Annotated in this window: 13 protein-coding genes; 3 read left to right on the top strand and 10 right to left on the bottom strand. The window is 45.4% G+C overall.

What is annotated here, in order from left to right:
* Positions 1–7: 7 nt before the first annotated feature.
* The 3 genes from LWP20_RS17200 (at position 8) to LWP20_RS17190 (ending at position 7,068) form a co-directional block, all read left to right on the top strand.
* The gene (locus LWP20_RS17200; RefSeq protein WP_242929420.1) at positions 8–4,816 is read left to right on the top strand and encodes a hypothetical protein; all 4,809 of its coding nucleotides are present in this window, start codon (positions 8–10) and stop codon (positions 4,814–4,816) included.
* 157 nt (positions 4,817–4,973) lie between these two features.
* Positions 4,974–5,618 carry a glycerol-3-phosphate 1-O-acyltransferase PlsY gene (plsY, locus tag LWP20_RS17195; RefSeq protein WP_242929419.1) on the top strand — a complete coding sequence of 215 codons (645 nt, stop codon included), beginning with the start codon at positions 4,974–4,976 and terminating at the stop codon, positions 5,616–5,618.
* Between the two features lie 88 nt (positions 5,619–5,706).
* Positions 5,707–7,068, top strand: coding sequence for a dipeptidase (locus LWP20_RS17190; RefSeq protein WP_242929418.1), 1,362 nt, complete (start codon positions 5,707–5,709; stop codon positions 7,066–7,068).
* A gap of 61 nt (positions 7,069–7,129) precedes the next feature.
* On the opposite strand, the gene LWP20_RS17185 is transcribed toward LWP20_RS17190, so the two are convergent.
* The 10 genes from LWP20_RS17185 to LWP20_RS17140 form a co-directional block, all read right to left on the bottom strand.
* Entirely contained in the window at positions 7,130–7,768 is a 639-nt protein-coding gene (locus tag LWP20_RS17185; RefSeq protein ID WP_242929417.1) for a porin family protein, read from the bottom strand.
* A 143-nt stretch (positions 7,769–7,911) separates the two neighbouring features.
* Entirely contained in the window at positions 7,912–8,574 is a 663-nt protein-coding gene (locus LWP20_RS17180; RefSeq protein WP_242929416.1) for a porin family protein, read from the bottom strand.
* Between the two features lie 195 nt (positions 8,575–8,769).
* Positions 8,770–9,363, bottom strand: a complete 594-nt coding sequence (locus LWP20_RS17175; protein WP_242929415.1) for a porin family protein — start codon at positions 9,361–9,363, stop codon at positions 8,770–8,772.
* A 189-nt stretch (positions 9,364–9,552) separates the two neighbouring features.
* Positions 9,553–10,143 (bottom strand): porin family protein, encoded by a 591-nt coding sequence (locus tag LWP20_RS17170; protein ID WP_242929414.1) that lies wholly within the window; start codon positions 10,141–10,143, stop codon positions 9,553–9,555.
* 243 nt (positions 10,144–10,386) lie between these two features.
* On the bottom strand, positions 10,387–11,925 hold the full coding sequence (locus tag LWP20_RS17165) for a YifB family Mg chelatase-like AAA ATPase (protein WP_242929413.1): 1,539 nt from the start codon (positions 11,923–11,925) through the stop codon (positions 10,387–10,389).
* A 110-nt stretch (positions 11,926–12,035) separates the two neighbouring features.
* Positions 12,036–12,713, bottom strand: a complete 678-nt coding sequence (locus tag LWP20_RS17160; protein WP_242929412.1) for a hypothetical protein — start codon at positions 12,711–12,713, stop codon at positions 12,036–12,038.
* Positions 12,714–12,810: 97 nt separating this feature from the next.
* Positions 12,811–13,383 carry a D-sedoheptulose 7-phosphate isomerase gene (gene lpcA, locus LWP20_RS17155; protein ID WP_242929411.1) on the bottom strand — a complete coding sequence of 191 codons (573 nt, stop codon included), beginning with the start codon at positions 13,381–13,383 and terminating at the stop codon, positions 12,811–12,813.
* A 12-nt stretch (positions 13,384–13,395) separates the two neighbouring features.
* Positions 13,396–13,731, bottom strand: coding sequence for a hypothetical protein (locus tag LWP20_RS17150; protein ID WP_242929410.1), 336 nt, complete (start codon positions 13,729–13,731; stop codon positions 13,396–13,398).
* Between the two features lie 129 nt (positions 13,732–13,860).
* A complete protein-coding gene (locus LWP20_RS17145; RefSeq protein ID WP_242929409.1) occupies positions 13,861–15,699 on the bottom strand; it encodes an ABC transporter ATP-binding protein in 1,839 nt (612 codons plus the stop codon).
* Positions 15,700–15,975: 276 nt separating this feature from the next.
* Positions 15,976–17,652, bottom strand: coding sequence for a hypothetical protein (locus LWP20_RS17140; RefSeq protein WP_242929408.1), 1,677 nt, complete (start codon positions 17,650–17,652; stop codon positions 15,976–15,978).
* Positions 17,653–17,712: the final 60 nt, after the last annotated feature.

The following is a 17,712-nucleotide window of genomic DNA, read 5'->3' as shown; positions in this document are numbered from 1 at the left end:
TTACCCTATGAGGCATAAACTTTTACCCTTATTCTTTTTTTTAACGATTCTGACGGCGCAGGCACAGACAAAGTTCTCTGGTAAACCTGCAGATTTTGTTGGCGAAGCGAAGGCGATGCTGTTAGCGGGTAAAGTTGAAAATGCCGAAAAGCTTTCCGCTGACCTGGAAGAAATCTGGAGCAGCGGAAAGCTAACAAATAAGCAGCAGCAGGATGTGATCAAGATCAGCCAGCACATGTACCGCAAGCGTTTGCGCACCAAGCCCCACTTCCAGCAGTTTTATACGATGGTGGTGGCTGGCGTTAATAACCACAACCTCCGTGGCAGCGCCCTCGATAACATGCTGGATGTAACTGACAAAGCTGTGCAACAGGAAGAAATGACAAACCTGGAGCGCTTCCTGCACACCTCAAGCTTATACTTGTCGTCTGGCCGTCTTTTCCAGAATACATACTATACTTTGCGTACTTCGGGTGGTGCCATCAGTTTTGCTTATGAAGGTGGTGCTTCGCCAAAAGACGGTGCCAAGGCAACTGAGAATAACAGCGAATGGGACGATTTTTCATGGGACGATGAAGCCGCTACCAAAGATGAAACTGCCACTGACGATGGTTGGGGAACTATAACCGAGCAACCTAAAAAAGCAGACAGTAAAAAAGCCAGCAAAAACCGGCAGGAAAGTATAAAAAAGCGGTTTATACCTGCCATGCCTAAAGTTAATGGTCCTACGCTTAAACTCGAAAACACTACGCTCACTTTTGTTACCCCCTGGGATTCTGTTTCGGTGAACAATACAAGCGGGCAACTGATGCTTGCGCGTAACCTGTTTGTGGGCGAAGGCGGTTCTTATGACTGGCAACCCGATGGTAAGCCGGCTTCGGTTATACTTCGGAAGTATGCGTTTGATATCTCGTTTGCAGGTTTTAAAGCGCCGGATGTTACACTCACCTATCCTGCTTTGCTGGAAGAGCCGGTAGAAGGCGCTTTCGAGATGATCAGTGGGAAGCGTAAAAGCGGCAACTACCCATACCCAAAGTTTACCTCCTTTACTAATAACGCCAAAGTAAGAACTCATACCAATAATATTGCCTATAAAGGAGGCTTCTCTTTAACCGGCAATATCGCCGGAAGTAATTCTTTAGATGGCAGCCTTTCGGAGATAGTAGTTATGCAGGATGGTGTTCGCAAATTCAGGTCGATGGCCCGTAGCTATACCATGAACGATTCGCTGATTCTGGCAAACCGCGCTTCTATAGCCATTTACCAGCAGAAAGATTCGCTTACGCACCCGGCTATGCAGCTGCGTTTCTCCAAGACAAACAAGGAGCTTATCCTTACAAAAGACAAAGGCCCTTTTAGCCGCACGCCATTTTACGATACCTACCATAAACTCGAAATTGTAGCCGAGCGCCTGCACTGGGATCTGAACACACAGGATGTGAATTTCTCTATTCTGAATACCAAAACACTTATCCCAGTACAGTTCGAGTCTACGCAATATTATTCTAATAACCGATACCAGCAATTGGTAGGTGTTGCCACATTTCACCCGTTACAGGCACTGGTAGCTTATGCAGCAAAAGCGAAGACAAATGAGTTTTACGCTTCTGAAGTCTCAAACTATAATAAAATAAATGAGTCGGCTATAAAAGAGGCGGCCAATAACCTGTCGCGCGAGGGCTACCTGAACTACGAACCACAGTCGGGCTTCATCGCGCTGAAACCAAAAGCCTGGCATTATGTAGGCTCATCGCGCAAGAAAAACGACTACGACCACCTGATCATAAAATCTGTAGTTCCATCTGGCCGCAATGCTACACTTAACCTCGCTGATAATAAACTCACCGTGCGCGGTGTTAAAAAAATAACTTTTAACAACGATACGTCAGCAGTGTATGTGCTTCCGAAGAATAGCGAGATCAGGGTATTAAAAAACCGCGATATCGAGTTCGATGGGCAGGTATATGCCAGCCGCCTTGCTTTTAAAGGCCATGAGTTCAAGTTTAATTACGACGAGTTCATGATTGATTTGCAGAAGCTGGATACAATTGCCATGGTTTCGAAAAAGCGCCGCGCTACAGGCGGCGAAGCTACAGACCAGGTGCTGACCGGTAAAGGCGGAAAATTATCAGGCAAACTTTATATCAATAAGCCCAATAACAAATCGGGTAAAGACTTTTTTCCGGAGTACCCTAAATTCGATGCCCCGATAGGTGCCCGTGTAGCCTTTAACAGACCCGATGTACTGGGTGGTGCTTACGACAGCACCGTATTCTTTGATATGCCGCCTTTTAAACTGGATAGTTTGAGTGCCGGCAAAGGGGCGGTTGCTTTTGATGGTACGTTTAACTCCGGGGGTATTTTTCCGCCCATCAAAACAAAACTGCAGATGATGCCCGACGAAACACTGGGCTTTTACTATAAACCATCCGCTGCTGGTTTGCCGGCTTTTGGTGGTAAAGGAATTGTTTTTGATACCATCATGATGAACTCCGAAGGCATCCAGAGCAAAGGCAAACTGAAGTACCTGACTGCTACACTAGAATCTCCGAAGTATACTTACTACCAGAATGCAGTAGTTACAAAACAAGGCACCAAAGCAAGTATAGCCGAAGGTAAAATAGGAGGGGGCGAGTTTCCGGTAGCAACTTTAACCGGCTTTAATATGAACTGGCTGCCAAAAGCGGATACCATGTACCTGCAAACCCAAAAAGAACCTATGCAGGTATTTAAGGAGCAATATGCCTTTAAAGGGGTAGCCAAATTAGCACCGGGGGGCATGTATGGCAGTGGTATTATGGAAAACCCTGCAGCTACGGTAACCTCCGCCGACCTAGCAATTAAGCAACGCAGTTTCAGCGGTAAGCACGCCCAGATGGTTGTAAAATCGGATGTGGCAGGTAAGGCAGGTATAAAAGCAGATGGCGTACAGTTTGCATACGACCTTACCAAAGGCCAGGTAGATTTCGAGATCGAGAAGAAAGGCGAAGCAAGTATAGAATTCCCGAAAGCGCAGTATAAAACCTCTATGAGTAGTGCCAAGTGGGATATTAAAGCGCAGAAAGTTACGCTGAAAGCAGACGAAAATAACGCTAAAAACTACTTCTACTCGATGCACCCGCAGCAGGATTCGTTACAGTTTATGGCTGCTAGCGGCGATTATAACCTGAAGGATAATGTGATACGCGCAGGTGGTGTGCCTTATATTGCAGTAGCAGATTCTTATGTAGTGCCTGATAGCGGAAAAGTATCGGTAGCGGCAGATGCAACGATAAAAACACTGCGTAATGCCAAAATTCTAACAGATTCTGTGCAGCAGTACCATAAACTATACGCCGGAAACATAGACGTGCTTTCGCGCAAGGCTTTTAAAGGCAGCGCCATACATGATTACTCCAACGCAGCCGCAGATTCCTTTAAACTGCAGTTCTCCGATTTTACTTACTCAAACCCGAGAGGCAAGAAAAACGGGCCGGTATTTACCCACGCCGTTGCCAATATAGGTGAGGCAAAGCCGTTCTATATTTTCCCGAGAACACTGTACCGGGGTAAGGTAACTATGAATGCACCATTGCAGTACCTGGATTTTGATGGCGACCTGAAGTTTAATTTCTCAGACAAAGGATCCGACTCTGACTGGTTCCCATATAAGAAAGACTCTCTTAACCCTCAAAATATACGCATCCCGATAAAGAAAATGCAGGCCACCGACGGCACGCCACTTTATACCGGATTGCACATATCTAAATCTTCAGCCAAACTATACAACACGTTTGTGTCTAAAAAGCAGGATGCCGAAGACCTGGACTTATTTGTAGTGGATGGCCTGCTCTCGTATGATAAGAGCAAAACAGAGTTTAAAATGGGGCGCGAAGAGCGTGCCTATGGCGATTCTTACGAAGGCAATGTTCTGTTATACAACGAAGCTGCTAATACCTTCCGCTTCGAAGGAAAACTTAACCCGTTGAAAACGAACAAGGATTTTAAAATAACAGCATCTGGTAACGGAACCGGTAACGCAGATAGCAGCCGTTATAACCTGGATGCTTTCCTGGCTTTCGACATGACCATGCCTGCTCAGGCACTTACTGCAATGGCTGGTAATATTCGGGGCAACTCGGCTGGGGCTGTAGAGGCCATGGATGGCAGCGATGCCACGCTTTACAAGTTAGGTGAGTTTATTGGCAACCGTGGCGTGCGCGATTACATACAACAAACGGCAACAGGCCACGTGCCACTGCCAAAAGTATCTAAGCAACTGGTACGAAGCCTTATACTTAATAAAGTAAACCTGCGCTGGTCTAACGAGAAAAACGCCTGGTATAGCGTTGGTAAAATAAGCCTGGCCAGTATGCTAAAAGAAGATGTAAACACCCAGCTGGATGGTTACCTGGAAATGCGCCAGGACATGAACGGTGAACCGGCTGTAAATTTATACTTGCAGGCCGACCCGTATACCTGGTACTACTTCAGCTTCTTTGAAAATGGCCTTACGTTGGCTTCGTCGGATGATAAGTTTAACAAAGCGGTACGTTCTAAGTCGAAAGGCGGCCGGGGCACCAGCACCAAGTATGGCATTTATGCCGGCGAAGCTATTGAGAAAAACCAGTTTATTGAGCAGTTCAGATATGATTACCTGAAAGGCAAAGATGGTTTTAAAATAGCCGCAGACCAGCCGCGCATAGACGAAGGAGGTAAGAGCGCTGATTTTACCGAAGAAGAAGCAACTCCTAAAAAAGAGAAAGGCCGTAAGAAAAAGAATAAGAAAAACGACCCGTTTGCTGAAGACCAGGGCGGGGAGTTAAATAACCAGTAATCTTAATATAAGCGTATACAACGGAAAGTCTTTGGCGTTTAAATTAAGTTATAACTATATTTGAAGCCCCTTCCGGGCCGTAAACGGGATGCAGGCTTTTGCACTAATTTGCATTAGGCTTGGTTACAGGGGCAGCATACATATATTTTTACATTACATGGATTTACTTTTGATTGCTATACTTTGTATTGCCGCTTACCTGATAGGCTCCATCTCTACAGCTGTTTGGTTAGGTAAAGCATACTATGGCATCGATATACGGCAGCATGGCAGCGGTAACTCCGGTGCTACAAACACCTTCCGCGTGTTGGGTAAAAAGCCGGGAACAATCGTGATGCTCATCGATATTTTTAAAGGATGGGTAGCTACGTCGCTTGCCGGTTTGCTTGTGATCTTTAATGCGATTGAACCGGATAACCTGGTAATTTTTCAGCTTATACTTGGTGCGTTAGCTGTAGTGGGGCACATTTTCCCGGTGTACGAGCGCTTTAAAGGCGGAAAAGGAGTAGCAACGTTACTAGGCATGATGCTGGCCATACAACCTCAGGTTGCATTGGTTTGCATGCTGATCTTTGTGATTGTGCTGCTTACATCAAAGTATGTTTCGCTGGGTTCTATGATCGCGGCGCTGGCTTTTCCTATTCTGTTACTGTTGCCGCGCTTTCACCCGGATAACCCTATACTTATCATATTTGGTTTTGTGCTTTTTGCCATGGTAGTATTAACGCACCGCAAAAACATAAACCGCCTGCTTACCGGCGAGGAGAGCAAAGCCAATATTAAGCTGGGCCGTAAAAAGTAAGTATAAAATCTTAGCATAAGAAGAAGCCATCCTTTAAACAGGGGTGGCTTTTTTTATTAACTTTAAGCCAAAACCAAGTTTCTGAAGCATGAACCAATATATCTCCGAAAACAAAGACAGATTTGTAAATGAGCTGCTGGATATGCTGCGCATTCCGTCTGTAAGCGCTGACCCGAAATTTAAGCAGGATGTGATTCGCACGGCAGAGTTTGTAGCCGAAAAAATACGCGAGGCCGGTGCCGACCACGTGGAACTTTGCGAAACAGCAGGTTACCCCATCGTGTATGGTGAGAAGATTATCGACCCGAATTTGCCAACCGTGCTGGTATACGGGCATTATGATGTACAACCAGCCGACCCTTACGAACTATGGACTTCGCCGCCTTTTGAGCCGGTAATTAAAGACGGCAAAATATATGCCCGCGGTGCCTGCGACGACAAAGGCCAGATGTACATGCACGTAAAGGCGTTTGAGGTAATGATGAAAAACAATGCCCTGCCTTGCAACGTGAAGTTCATGATAGAAGGTGAAGAAGAAGTTGGATCTGCTAACCTGGGTACCTTTGTAAAGAACAACAAAGAAAAACTGAAAGGCGATGTAATCCTGATCTCGGATACAGGTATGCTGGCTAACGATGTGCCATCTATTACTACCGGCCTGCGTGGCCTGAGCTATGTGGAGGTAGAAGTAACGGGCCCGAACCGTGATCTGCACTCCGGACTTTATGGTGGCGCAGTAGCCAACCCGATAAACATACTTTGCCAGATGATAGCCTCGTTGCATGACGAGAACAACCACATAACTATACCTGGCTTTTATGATAACGTGCAGGAGCTAAGCCAGGAAGAACGCGCCGAAATGGCCCGCGCCCCTTTTGACCTGGAGAAGTATAAAAAAGCGTTGGATTTGGGCGATGTTCATGGCGAAGCTGGTTACAGCACAATGGAGCGCAACTCGATCAGGCCAACGCTTGATGTGAATGGTATATGGGGAGGTTATACAGGCGAAGGTGCCAAAACTGTGATCGCTTCTAAAGCCTATGCCAAAATTTCGATGCGTTTGGTGCCTAACCAGACAGCCGATGAGATTACTGAAAAATTTCAGAAGCACTTTGAAAGTATAGCTCCGGCAAGTGTAAAGGTTGTGGTTAAACCACACCACGGTGGCGAGCCGGTTGTTACCCCAACAGACTCGGTAGCTTACCAGGCAGCATCTAAAGCATACGAAGAAACATTTGGTGTGAAGCCAATTCCGGTACGCAGCGGTGGCTCTATTCCGATTGTGGCTATGTTCAAATCAGAGCTTGGCCTTGATTCTGTGCTGATGGGCTTCGGACTTGATTCAGATGCTATACATTCGCCAAACGAGCATTTCGGTGTTTTCAACTTTATGAAAGGCATCGAAACTATACCATTATTCTATAAGCACTACGCTGAAATGAATAAATAAAATCGGAAGTTATACTTCAAAGCGAAAGCCTTTCTGATAAGACGTCGGGAAGGCTTTTGCTTTAATAATTACTGGCAGCGCGGCTGGGCATAATGTAGCCAATAGATAGTTGCCAGTTAAAGTTACGCTGGTTCAGGTCTTTGGAGAAAGAACTGAAGCCGCCGGTGTTGCGCACACTTACAAAGAAGCCGGTATCAAGTATAAGTCCGCCGCCAACGGCGTAACCATAATCTATTTTTTCGAACTCATCTGTTATAAACTCCCGTTCGCCTAATATGATGGGTTCCTGGCCAGGTTGTAGTTGCAGCCTGTTCACATCGCTCTTCGTGTTCAGCAAAAAACCAATGTAGGGGCCAGCCTCTGCAAATAACGAGGCCTTTTTTACCTGGGCTATTAATGGTATTTCTAAGTAGCGAAGTGCAACATCTCCGGCTAAAGCTTCGCCTTGTTCAGTAGGATAATCGTCGTATGTAAAGCCTTTGGTGCTGTATTGCGGTTCTAGCTGGGTAGCGAAAACTGGCGAGAACTCAAGGTTAAGTATAAGCCCCGAATGTAAACCTGCTTTATAGTTTACATTCGATTTTGCATCGCTGCCAAGCGCATTAGAAAATCCTCCACCCGCCTTTGCACCTACATGAAAGAACTGGGCCTGTACCGGCAACGAAAGTATAAGAACAATCGGAAGTATAAATGCTTTCATAGTTTTACAGCAGATAGGTTGAAGTATAAACTGGCTCTGCTATGTTGTACTATAGTAGCTGCTAAATAGTTAAACGCGAAGTATAAAGCATAAAAAAAGCCCTGCACTAAGGCAGGGCTTTTTCAATATTGGCAGAAATTAAATTATCTGGCTGATGGCAGAGTAAAGCCAAGTGTAACCATTATAGTTGAGTGGCGTGCGTTAGTAAGGTCGCCTTCAAAGTTTACATCTTCATCTACAAAATCGCTGAAGCTGCCGTTGTAGCGAACACCCAGGCTCAGGCCATTACCAGCTGCAAGACCGATACCAGCGGCATAACCTAATTCAAATTCAGCTAAACCTTCTTTGCTGTTTTCGTCGCGGGTAGTAGACTGCAGGTTGTTGTTCACGTAAGTCTTTGTCTCGTTATTAACGCTTAACAGGTAAGATGCCTGCGGGCCACCTTCAAAGTATAGTGGGCCAGCCTTAATACGTGCCAGCACAGGTAGCTCTAAGTAGTTATAGTTTACTTTACCTTCGCGGCGTCTGGTCTGGCCTAAGATAGTTACTTCGCTGTCGCTGTTCTTAAAGCCTTTCTGAGAGTAAAGCAACTCTGGCTGTATAGAGAAGAAATCATCAACTATACCAAAGTTAAGTGTAGCACCGGCATGAAAACCAACCTTGTTCTCAAATCTGTCTTCATCGCGTAAATCGCCAGACAGGTTAGAGATGTTAGCACCACCTCTTACACCAAATTTTACATTCTGAGCCTGTGCCGCCGATACGGTTGCAAAAGCAAATACGATTAAAAATAATAGCTTCTTCATAATTGTTAAGTTTTGTTTTGATACTTGTGATAACACATTTCGTACCATGTAACGCAACGTATACGGCATTTTGGATATGAAAAGATGCGAATTATTAAGAAATAGCTATACTTGCTTCGCAACTCGCTGAGTACGAACCTTAAAAAATTTCAGCAAAAAAATTAATTGCACTGATTTTGTTAGATAAACAGGGGCTTATTTGCTCGGGATGCCGAAGCTTGTTGTAAGCATAAGCAGCGAATTCCTGAACTCCCTGTCATCGATATTATCTACCAGGTTAGATAAATCTCCGTTGTAGCGCATGCCAATACTCATACCTATAGCAGGTATCCGGATGCCGGCGCCTGCTGCATAACTTAGGCTTGTGCGCTTAAAACTGTTGTTTATACTTTCAAGATCGGTGCGGCCACTCTCGTTCTTAAAATTATCGCTTACCTTAAAAGAAAGCTGAGGTCCGGCTTCCATGTAAAAAGGGCCAGCTGTTAGTTGGCCCAGGATGGGCATATCAATATAACCTAAGGTAATGCGCAGGCTATCATCTTCGGTTGCGGCACCTTTCATAGAGTAAATAATATCTGTCTTAATACCGACATAATTTTTTACAACGGGCACAGTTATTATAACTCCCCCATGGCCACCCCAGATTCCTTTCAGGTCAAGCTCTTCTGCATCGGAGCCGGAGAAATTGGAATAGTTGCCGCCCAACCTAAACGCTATACTTGGTTTTTGTGCATAGCATGAAAAGGCTAAGATTGTGAACAAGACCGAAAGCAGTAAAAATTTTTTCATAAGTATACTTTAAGTTTATGGTTTCAAAAAGAAGAACTATAAATCAAGTACTAATGTAAATTTTATTAGCTATACTTTACAACCTGAGGTGTTAAAAATATGCAGAGCTTTAGGTGTATTAGAAAACACAAAAGCCCGGCCTATAGCCGGGCTTTTGTGTTCATAGTTTTATTTGTACTAATGTCGGAATTATCTGGTAGGTATGTTAAAACCTACTGTAAACATGAAAACGGAATTTCTGAATTCAGGGGCATTGTCATTGTCGTTCATTTTAGAAATGTCGCCGTTATAACGCACGCCCACACTTAAGCCAAGCGGAGTAGAGCCTAACCCTAAACCGGCAGCATAGCCTAAGCTTGTAGCCTTAAACTGATCGAGGTCATCGTCTACGTTGGTGCCTTGCACTTCAATATCGCCACCTATTCTGAAAGAAACCTGCGGGCCGCCTTCAAAATAAATAGGGCCTGCATTAACGCGGGCAAGTACAGGAACATCGATGTAGCTTAACTTATACTTCACATCATCATCTTTAGATTCAGCGCCTTTTTTAGAAAATAAAACTTCAGGCTGCACAGAAAAGAAATCTTCTACCAAGGGTACGTTGGCAGTTAAGCCGGCATGAAAGCCAAACATCATATCATCAACGCCGAGGTTATCGGCATCGTCGCCTTCGAAGCCAGAGTAATTGAGACCCGCGCGCAAACCTATGCGCGGAGCCTGTGCCTGGGCAGCTGCAAAAGTTGCCAGCACAAAAACGAATAATAGAATTGTTTTCTTCATAGTAAAGTTGGTTAACTGATAATAGATCAAACACTCAAATCAACAACAAAGGCCTGCACTTGTCTGATGTATGCCTCTTACGGATGCTTTTTATAAAAGTATAACATAATTATACTTTTGTTATGAAGCCAATGCTTGCATTATTACTACATTGGCTACCTTGTTATACGAAAAAGGCAACAACTTAAGTAGTTGTTGCCTTTTTTAAAACATTGGTTTACATGTGTTTACTAATGTGTTGGCTTATCCGGCCCATCCTTCTCTGTCGAGGCTGCGGTATTGTATAGCTTCTGCTAAATGTTCAATTCTTATTTGTTCGCTATTGGCTAAGTCTGCAATAGTTCTGCTTACTTTTAAGATGCGGTCATAAGCGCGGGCAGAAAGCCCAAGCCGCTCCATTGCAGTTTTTAGCAGTGCTTTTCCGGCCTCGTTTATTTCGCAGATTTCTTTTACCATTTGCGACGGCATCATGGCGTTGGAGTATATGTGCGGCACTTCTTTAAAGCGTTCGTTCTGGAGGCGACGCGCTGTTACTACCCTTTCGCGTATATCTTGGCTGTTTTCCGTTTTGCGGGTGGCAGTCATCTCATCAAATGTAACAGGCGTAACTTCCACGTGTAAGTCTATGCGGTCAAGTAAAGGGCCGCTAACTTTGTTCAGGTAGCGTTGCACAACACCCGATCCGCATACACATTCTTTCTCCGGATGGTTATAATAGCCGCAGGGGCAAGGGTTCATACTAGCTACCAGCATAAAATTAGCCGGAAAATCGAGTGTGGTTTTAGCCCTCGATATGGTTACCTTGCGTTCCTCCAGCGGCTGGCGCATAACCTCCAGCACTGTTCTTTTAAATTCCGGCAACTCATCTAAAAATAACACACCATTATGCGCTAATGATATTTCGCCGGGTTGCGGAATGCCGCCACCGCCAACCAATGCCACATCTGAAATAGTATGGTGTGGTGCGCGGTAAGGACGGGTGTAAAGCAAAGAGCCTGCCTCACCTAATTTGCCTGCAACCGAGTGTATCTTGGTAGTTTCCAGTGCTTCGTGCATGGATAGTGGCGGAAGTATAGAGGGCAGCCGCTTGGCAAGCATGGTCTTGCCTGCTCCCGGCGGGCCGATCATAATCACGTTATGGCCACCGGCGGCTGCAATTTCCAGCGCGCGTTTAATATTTTCCTGCCCTTGCACATCGGCAAAATCGGCGGCATACTGATCGGCACTGTTCTGGAATACTTCGCGGGTATCAACTATAAGAGGTTCTATGTGACGCTGTCCATCTAAAAATTCGATGGCTTGTTTTATGTTCTCTACGCCTATAATATCCAGGTTATTAACAATGGCAGCTTCGCGGGCATTTTGCATTGGAAGTATAAATCCTTTAAAACCTTCTTTGCGGGCCTGTATAGCAATAGGCAGTACCCCTTTAATCGGGCGTAACGAACCATCCAGCGAAAGCTCACCCATAATCATATACTGCGAAAGTTTATCGGAAGCTATCTGTCCGGAGGCTGCTACTATGCCCATTGCAATTGTCAGGTCGTAGGCAGAGCCCTCTTTGCGGATATCGGCAGGTGCCATGTTGATAACCACTTTCTGCCGTGGCATTTTGTAGCCGTATTGTTTAAGGGCAGACTCTATGCGCTGCTCGCCTTCTTTAACTGCATTATCGGGTAATCCTACTAAAAAGTATTTTGTACCTGCGCTTACACTAACTTCTATGGTAATGGTGTAGGCATTAACCCCTTGCACGGCGCTGCCAAACGTCTTAATAAGCATGCTTCCTGTTAAAGTATAAATTGGATGATTTTGAGACGCAACAAAGCTCAAAGTTAATTGATTCCAAGTAATACCGGCTTTGTTTTACTTTCTCGTAGTTCCTCAAAAACTTATTCTTTCAGCCGTATCATGTCGGGGTGCAGGGGCAGGTAGGTATCGGTTATACTTTCGCCGGCTTTGTGTATAGTAATGGCTGTGCAAAGGCTGTCGGGGGTGGTTACCTCAAAGGCAATGCCCTGGTCTTCATCATCGTAAATGTATACCTGTTTTTGTTTTTCGTTGGTATAATAAGCCATTGGCTGCAATTTATACTTGCCCCTGATGTTGCTGAGCTTACTGCCAGTGCCAAGGCCGTGCTGGGTTTTAAAAGCCGGAGAAGAAACCTGTATCTGTTGTGCCCGCATGGCTTCCGCTGCGCCATCTGTGCTGCGCACAAAGTATACCGCTACATACTGTCGTACTTTCTTTTCATCCGGATTTATCCAGAAAGTGAGGGCTTTACCCATAGCTGCATCGCCACTATCAGGCTGGCCTAATTTACTGTTTACCATTTCTGCCGTTTCGCCTAAACTTATTTGCCCTATCCGCTGGCCCGGTACAATCATGAATAAGGAATCTGGTTTTTGCGTGGCCGCAGGCCTGGCAGGTTTTGTAGGCGCAGGTATAGCTGCCGTTTTATTTGTCTTTTCTGAAGTTGAAGTGGTTCCTGTTGTCTGCTCTGGCTGGCGGCGGCTTTCGCAGGAGCCAAGTAGCAGAACAAGTATAAAGTAAAGTATAAATCTGTACATGATAGTATAAAGTATAAAAGGGAAGCAACTATACTTGTAGTTACCTCCCTTTTATACGCAATAATATTTGCGCTGTGTCTTGTTACTGAAGTATAACTTACACCAACCTTTTCTCCAGCAACAGTATAAGTATGTGAATTACTTTAATATGAATTTCCTGTACGCGGTCGGCATAGCCAGTGTGTGGTACCCTGATTTCTACATCGCAGAGCGGAGCCAGTTTGCCACCATCTTTACCCGTCAGGCCTACTACTTTCATGCCTTTGGCTTTAGCGGTTTCGGCAGCTTTAAGCACGTTGCCCGAGTTACCGCTGGTGCTTATAGCTAACAATACATCGCCGTTATTGCCTAAGGCCTCCAGGTAGCGCGAGAATACAAAGTCGTACCCATAGTCGTTGCCCACGCAGCTCATGTGGCTGGCATCAGAAATAGAAATAGCCGGAATAGCCTTGCGGTTATCGCGGTAGCGGCCGGTTAGTTCTTCGGCAAAGTGCATGGCATCGCACATAGAGCCGCCGTTGCCGCACGAAATAATTTTTCTGCCGGCAAGTATGGCATCGCCCATTATTGTGGCAGCCTGTTCTATAGCGGCAATGTTAGCCGGGTCAGCGATAAAATTGGTAAGCGTATTCTGAGCTTCTGTTAGCTCTGTAAGTATGGTATTGCTCATTTTTATGATTTATTAGCTGGCTATGGCTTCCTCCATCATGGAGTGGCGGTAGCTGTTGCTTCTAAAAGCCTGTCGTTTTTCGTACAGGTCAGCTTTCAGTTCGTTTATTTTTAATTGCGCCATGTGCAGGTCGTGCTTTACGGCGTTTATGTATAGTTTATTTACCAGGAGCTTAACTATAGCCAGGCCACTTCCTGCTGCTACCAGCAACATGTAAAGGTTAAGGCGCTGGATTTCGGAAGTAATCCTGAAAATCTCGTTCTCATCAAGTACAGCGGTAAGTAGCAGGGCTGTAAATAAAACAAAGGCTACTACCAGAACATCGAAAATTGTTTTGATTGCTTTCATGCTTTTAATTGTTAGAGTTGGGTGCTTGTTCTTGTAACTAAATCTAAAAAATAAATGTGATTATTTGGTTACATTTTCCCCTTTGAAAGCAAAATTCAATGTATGGTGCTGTGTTATATAGGATTATTACTATGTTGTTAGTTGCATCTGAGTTAATTTTGCATAAAGGCCGCTGGTAAGCAGCAGATCTTCGTGCCTGCCGCGTTCTATAATTTGCCCTTGTTGCAGTACCACAATCTCATCGGCATGCTGTATCGTGCTGAGTCGGTGGGCAATTACGATGGAAGTACGGTTCTTCATCAGGTTGGTAAGCGCTTCCTGCACCAGCTTTTCCGATTCCGTATCGAGGGCAGAAGTTGCCTCGTCAAGTATAAGTATAGGCGGGTTTTTAAGTATGGCCCGTGCTATGCTGATGCGCTGCCGCTGACCACCCGAAAGCCTGCCGCCGCGGTCGCCAATCGTGGTCTGGTAACCATCCGGTGTTTGCATGATAAAATCATGGGCATTGGCAATTCTGGCAGCTGCTATTACTTCTTCCTCGGTGGCATCGGTCTTGTTAAACGCGATGTTGTTAAAAATAGTATCGTTGAAAAGTATAGACTCCTGTGTTACTACGCCCATCTTATCGCGTACCGACTCCATGGTATAATCCCGGATATCGTGCCCGTCAATAAGTATGCTGCCGGAAGTAGGATCGTAGAAGCGCGGAATCAGGTCTGCCAGGGTTGATTTACCACCACCCGACGGGCCAACAAGCGCTACAGTCTTTCCTTTTTCTATTGTCAGGTTAATGTTTTGCAGTACTGCTTTATCGCCATAGCCAAACGAAACATTGTTAAACTCGATCTGGTGCTCAAAAGCAGGTAGCTCTTTCGCATTCGGTTTATTCACGATTTGCGGCTTTGTATCGATTACTTGCAATACCCGCTCACCGGAAACCAGGCCGCGCTGGATGTTACTGAACGCCGATGACATTGCCTTGGCCGGCACCAGCACCTGCGAGAAAAGTATAATGTAGGTAATGAACTCGCTGGGCGAAAGCTCCGATTCGTTGTTAAGCACCAGCGTACCGCCAAAGTATAAAAGCCCGGCTACAACAGTTACACCCATAAATTCAGAGAGGGGAGAGGCAAGGTCGCGCTTGTTTGCAATAGAGCGCTGTATGCGTGCGTAGCGGTTATTTTGGTTGTGAAATTTGTTAAGTATAAAAGGCTCGGCGTTAAAAGCCTTGATAACGCGCATGCCGCTCAGTGTTTCATCAATTATAGTAAGTATAAAGCTGAGCGAGTCCTGGCCTTGTTTTGCTTTGCGTTTCAGCCTTTTAGAAATGCCTGCAATAATGCCGCCTGATACCGGCAGTAAAATAAGTGTGAATAACGTGAGCTTTACAGACATACTAAACAGCAGCACGAAAAAGGCAATGATAGAAATAGGCTCGCGGATGATTACTGTTAGCGTACTTACTACCGAGCTTTCCACTTCCTGTATATCCACTGTAAGGCGCGTCATCAGGTCGCCTTTACGCTCGTTGGAAAGGTAGCCCAGGTGCAGTTGTGTTACACGCTCGTACACTGCCTTTCGCATATTTCTTACCACATGCGCGCGTAGCTCCCCAACAATTCTGAATGCCAAGTACCGGAACAGGTTGGCCATAAAAATTGAAACTACCACAATGGAGCAAACAAAAAGTAAAGCACCCTGTCGGCCATTCTCCAGTATAACCTGCCCGAAATAGTAGTTAAAGAAATCTTTGAAGAACTCGATGTTCAGGGCAAATTCTGGGCGCTGCGTTGTCATGATAGCGGCTTCATCGGCACCGACCTGCCCGAATAATACATTGAGCAACGGAATGATGAGCGTAAAATTGAACAGGCCGAAAATGATACCCAGAATGGTATAAAGCGTGTAAAGCGGAACAAACCGGCTATAAGGCTTGGCGTATTGCAGTATCCGGAGATAGGTTTTCATAAAGTATAAGGCCCCGGATTAACTAATCAATGCTTATAGCTACTGAGTACTGAGCTGCAGCATCCGGAGGGATTAAAGTATAAAAGCTTATTTTAAGGCAAACAGATAATTAATTGCTGTTTGCTGCCGCAAAGATAGCCATTTAGTGAATGTGATTTTACAACTATGTGCAAAGTGTGTAGCTATGTGTTGCTGCACTATAATAATGTGAATGAGCAGGCAAATAAAAAAGGAGCCTCTTCTGAAGCTCCTTTTAGTATTAGTTGTTTATGCAGGTTAAAATTCGTGCAGGCGTTGCGGAATATTCCAGCGGAAAGCTACTGAAGTATAAGCTGTGTTCTTGTCGAGTAAATTATCTTCGGCGTCGGTGCGGCGCAGAATCTGTTTCAGATCTACAAACACGTTGTGGCGGAACTGGAAAGAAGCCGTCAGGTCGAGGTGCAGTTGGTTGGTTGTTATGCCTTGCCCAATTTCGTGGCCATAGTCTGTTGGCCGCAGCTCGTACGAGAGATTTACATTATTGCCCCAGTTTATAGTATCAGCAAACGAGATCACATCCTGGCCGTAACGGGTGGCAATGGCTTTGCCGGTCAGGTTCAGGCGTGGGTGCGGCTGGTAACGTACAATCCCTATCAGCTCGTAGAGGTTAGCGCCGTTAGGGTGTGCCAGCGACTGTTTATAGTGCTGATAGTTGCTCGATTGGCTGCGGTGCTGGTAAGTATAAGGCCGGATAACATTTACTTCTCCCTGCAAATCAAAATTAGATAAACCGAATGCATCAATATACTTAGCACCAAGCTGGCCGGCCTGTTTGTTTGCCCACCAGCCATTCTTCGCTTTTACTTCTCGTAGCAGAAATTCATCCAGCATCAGCTGGCCATACAGCTGCACACGGTTGGCAATGTTCCAGCGGAAGTCTGTTCCCAGCATGGCATTGTCTTCGCTGCCCAAGCCATGTTCAACACTTCTATAAAAGATAACCGGGTTTAAATACTGTAACTCGAAGCGGCCTTTACCACGCGCGAAAACTATAGTTTCGAAAGCGCCTATGTTAAAATTATCGGTAATGTTTATCCCAAGGCGGTGCAGGGCCATGTATTTTTTAGGCAACAGCTTATCGCCTCCGCCGCGTACGAAATCAGATGTAAGCTCCTGGAAAAGGTTCATGTAATGCAGGCGCCATACTTTGGTATTCAGTTTCAGGAAAAAGGCCGGCGGGGCGTAATCAGAGTATAACAACGAACGGTAGCCATCGCCCATAAAGTGGCGGTCGTGGCCCAACTGTATTTCCACGTGCTTGCTAACCGCATAGTTTAAATAGCCCCGGGCATTAATGTAATCGTAGCCGTCTCCTTTAAACCGTTTCCAAAAACCTTCGTGTGGCACCACGCCATCGCGCAGAATACGGTCGTTTACATAACCCGGGTAACGTGCCTGGTTCTCGCCAATAAAAGTATAAAAGCCGAATTTGCCATCCAGTGTTCCTTCCAGCTGCACACCGCGTGTGTTCACATAGCGCACGCCATCGGTTTGGTTGTCGTGGCCTAGCTCCAGGTGCATTACCGGGCTAACACGCACCGAAAAATCTTTATCCGTGCTCTCGTAATGGTATAGATCTGTATTGTTGAGGTAAAAGTATTTCAGGAACTTCCATTTGCTGCGGTTATTTTCCTGGTCGGTATAATTCCAGTTGTCGTTCAGCAGGTAAGCGGTGTTAAACTGATCGGCTGCTGTCTGGGCATTCATGGCGCTAACTTCGGCAAGCTTTGCTACTTCCTGGCGGCCAATCGGCTTTACATTAGATTGCAGGTTCTCTAGTTCCTGGCCATACTTTATCTGGTAGCGGTCTATCAGGTGGTAGGTATCGCGGTCGTAAGGTACGTATACATCCTGCGCCTGCAGGTTTAAAGCCATACAAATTACCAGCAGTAGTGCGCCAAGTATAGGTCTCATAAATAATTCCTCGGTTTGAAAAGGTAAAGTTATACTTATAAATTAACTCTGCTAAGAGTG

It is taken from the genome of Pontibacter vulgaris, assembly GCF_022758145.1.
GTDB classification, from domain to species: Bacteria; Bacteroidota; Bacteroidia; order Cytophagales; family Hymenobacteraceae; genus Pontibacter; species Pontibacter vulgaris.
This window is presented reverse-complemented; position numbering and strand designations above follow the sequence as displayed.

Bases quoted from the DNA above. Each gene is read 5' to 3' on its own strand.
- LWP20_RS17200 (WP_242929420.1), top strand. From the start codon at position 8: ATGAGGCATAAACTTTTACCCTTATTCTTTTTTTTAACGATTCTGACG.
- plsY (WP_242929419.1), top strand. From the start codon at position 4,974: ATGGATTTACTTTTGATTGCTATACTTTGTATTGCCGCTTACCTGATA.
- LWP20_RS17190 (WP_242929418.1), top strand. From the start codon at position 5,707: ATGAACCAATATATCTCCGAAAACAAAGACAGATTTGTAAATGAGCTG.
- LWP20_RS17185 (WP_242929417.1), bottom strand. From the start codon at position 7,768: ATGAAAGCATTTATACTTCCGATTGTTCTTATACTTTCGTTGCCGGTA.
- LWP20_RS17180 (WP_242929416.1), bottom strand. From the start codon at position 8,574: ATGAAGAAGCTATTATTTTTAATCGTATTTGCTTTTGCAACCGTATCG.
- LWP20_RS17175 (WP_242929415.1), bottom strand. From the start codon at position 9,363: ATGAAAAAATTTTTACTGCTTTCGGTCTTGTTCACAATCTTAGCCTTT.
- LWP20_RS17170 (WP_242929414.1), bottom strand. From the start codon at position 10,143: ATGAAGAAAACAATTCTATTATTCGTTTTTGTGCTGGCAACTTTTGCA.
- LWP20_RS17165 (WP_242929413.1), bottom strand. From the start codon at position 11,925: ATGCTTATTAAGACGTTTGGCAGCGCCGTGCAAGGGGTTAATGCCTAC.
- LWP20_RS17160 (WP_242929412.1), bottom strand. From the start codon at position 12,713: ATGTACAGATTTATACTTTACTTTATACTTGTTCTGCTACTTGGCTCC.
- lpcA (WP_242929411.1), bottom strand. From the start codon at position 13,383: ATGAGCAATACCATACTTACAGAGCTAACAGAAGCTCAGAATACGCTT.
- LWP20_RS17150 (WP_242929410.1), bottom strand. From the start codon at position 13,731: ATGAAAGCAATCAAAACAATTTTCGATGTTCTGGTAGTAGCCTTTGTT.
- LWP20_RS17145 (WP_242929409.1), bottom strand. From the start codon at position 15,699: ATGAAAACCTATCTCCGGATACTGCAATACGCCAAGCCTTATAGCCGG.
- LWP20_RS17140 (WP_242929408.1), bottom strand. From the start codon at position 17,652: ATGAGACCTATACTTGGCGCACTACTGCTGGTAATTTGTATGGCTTTA.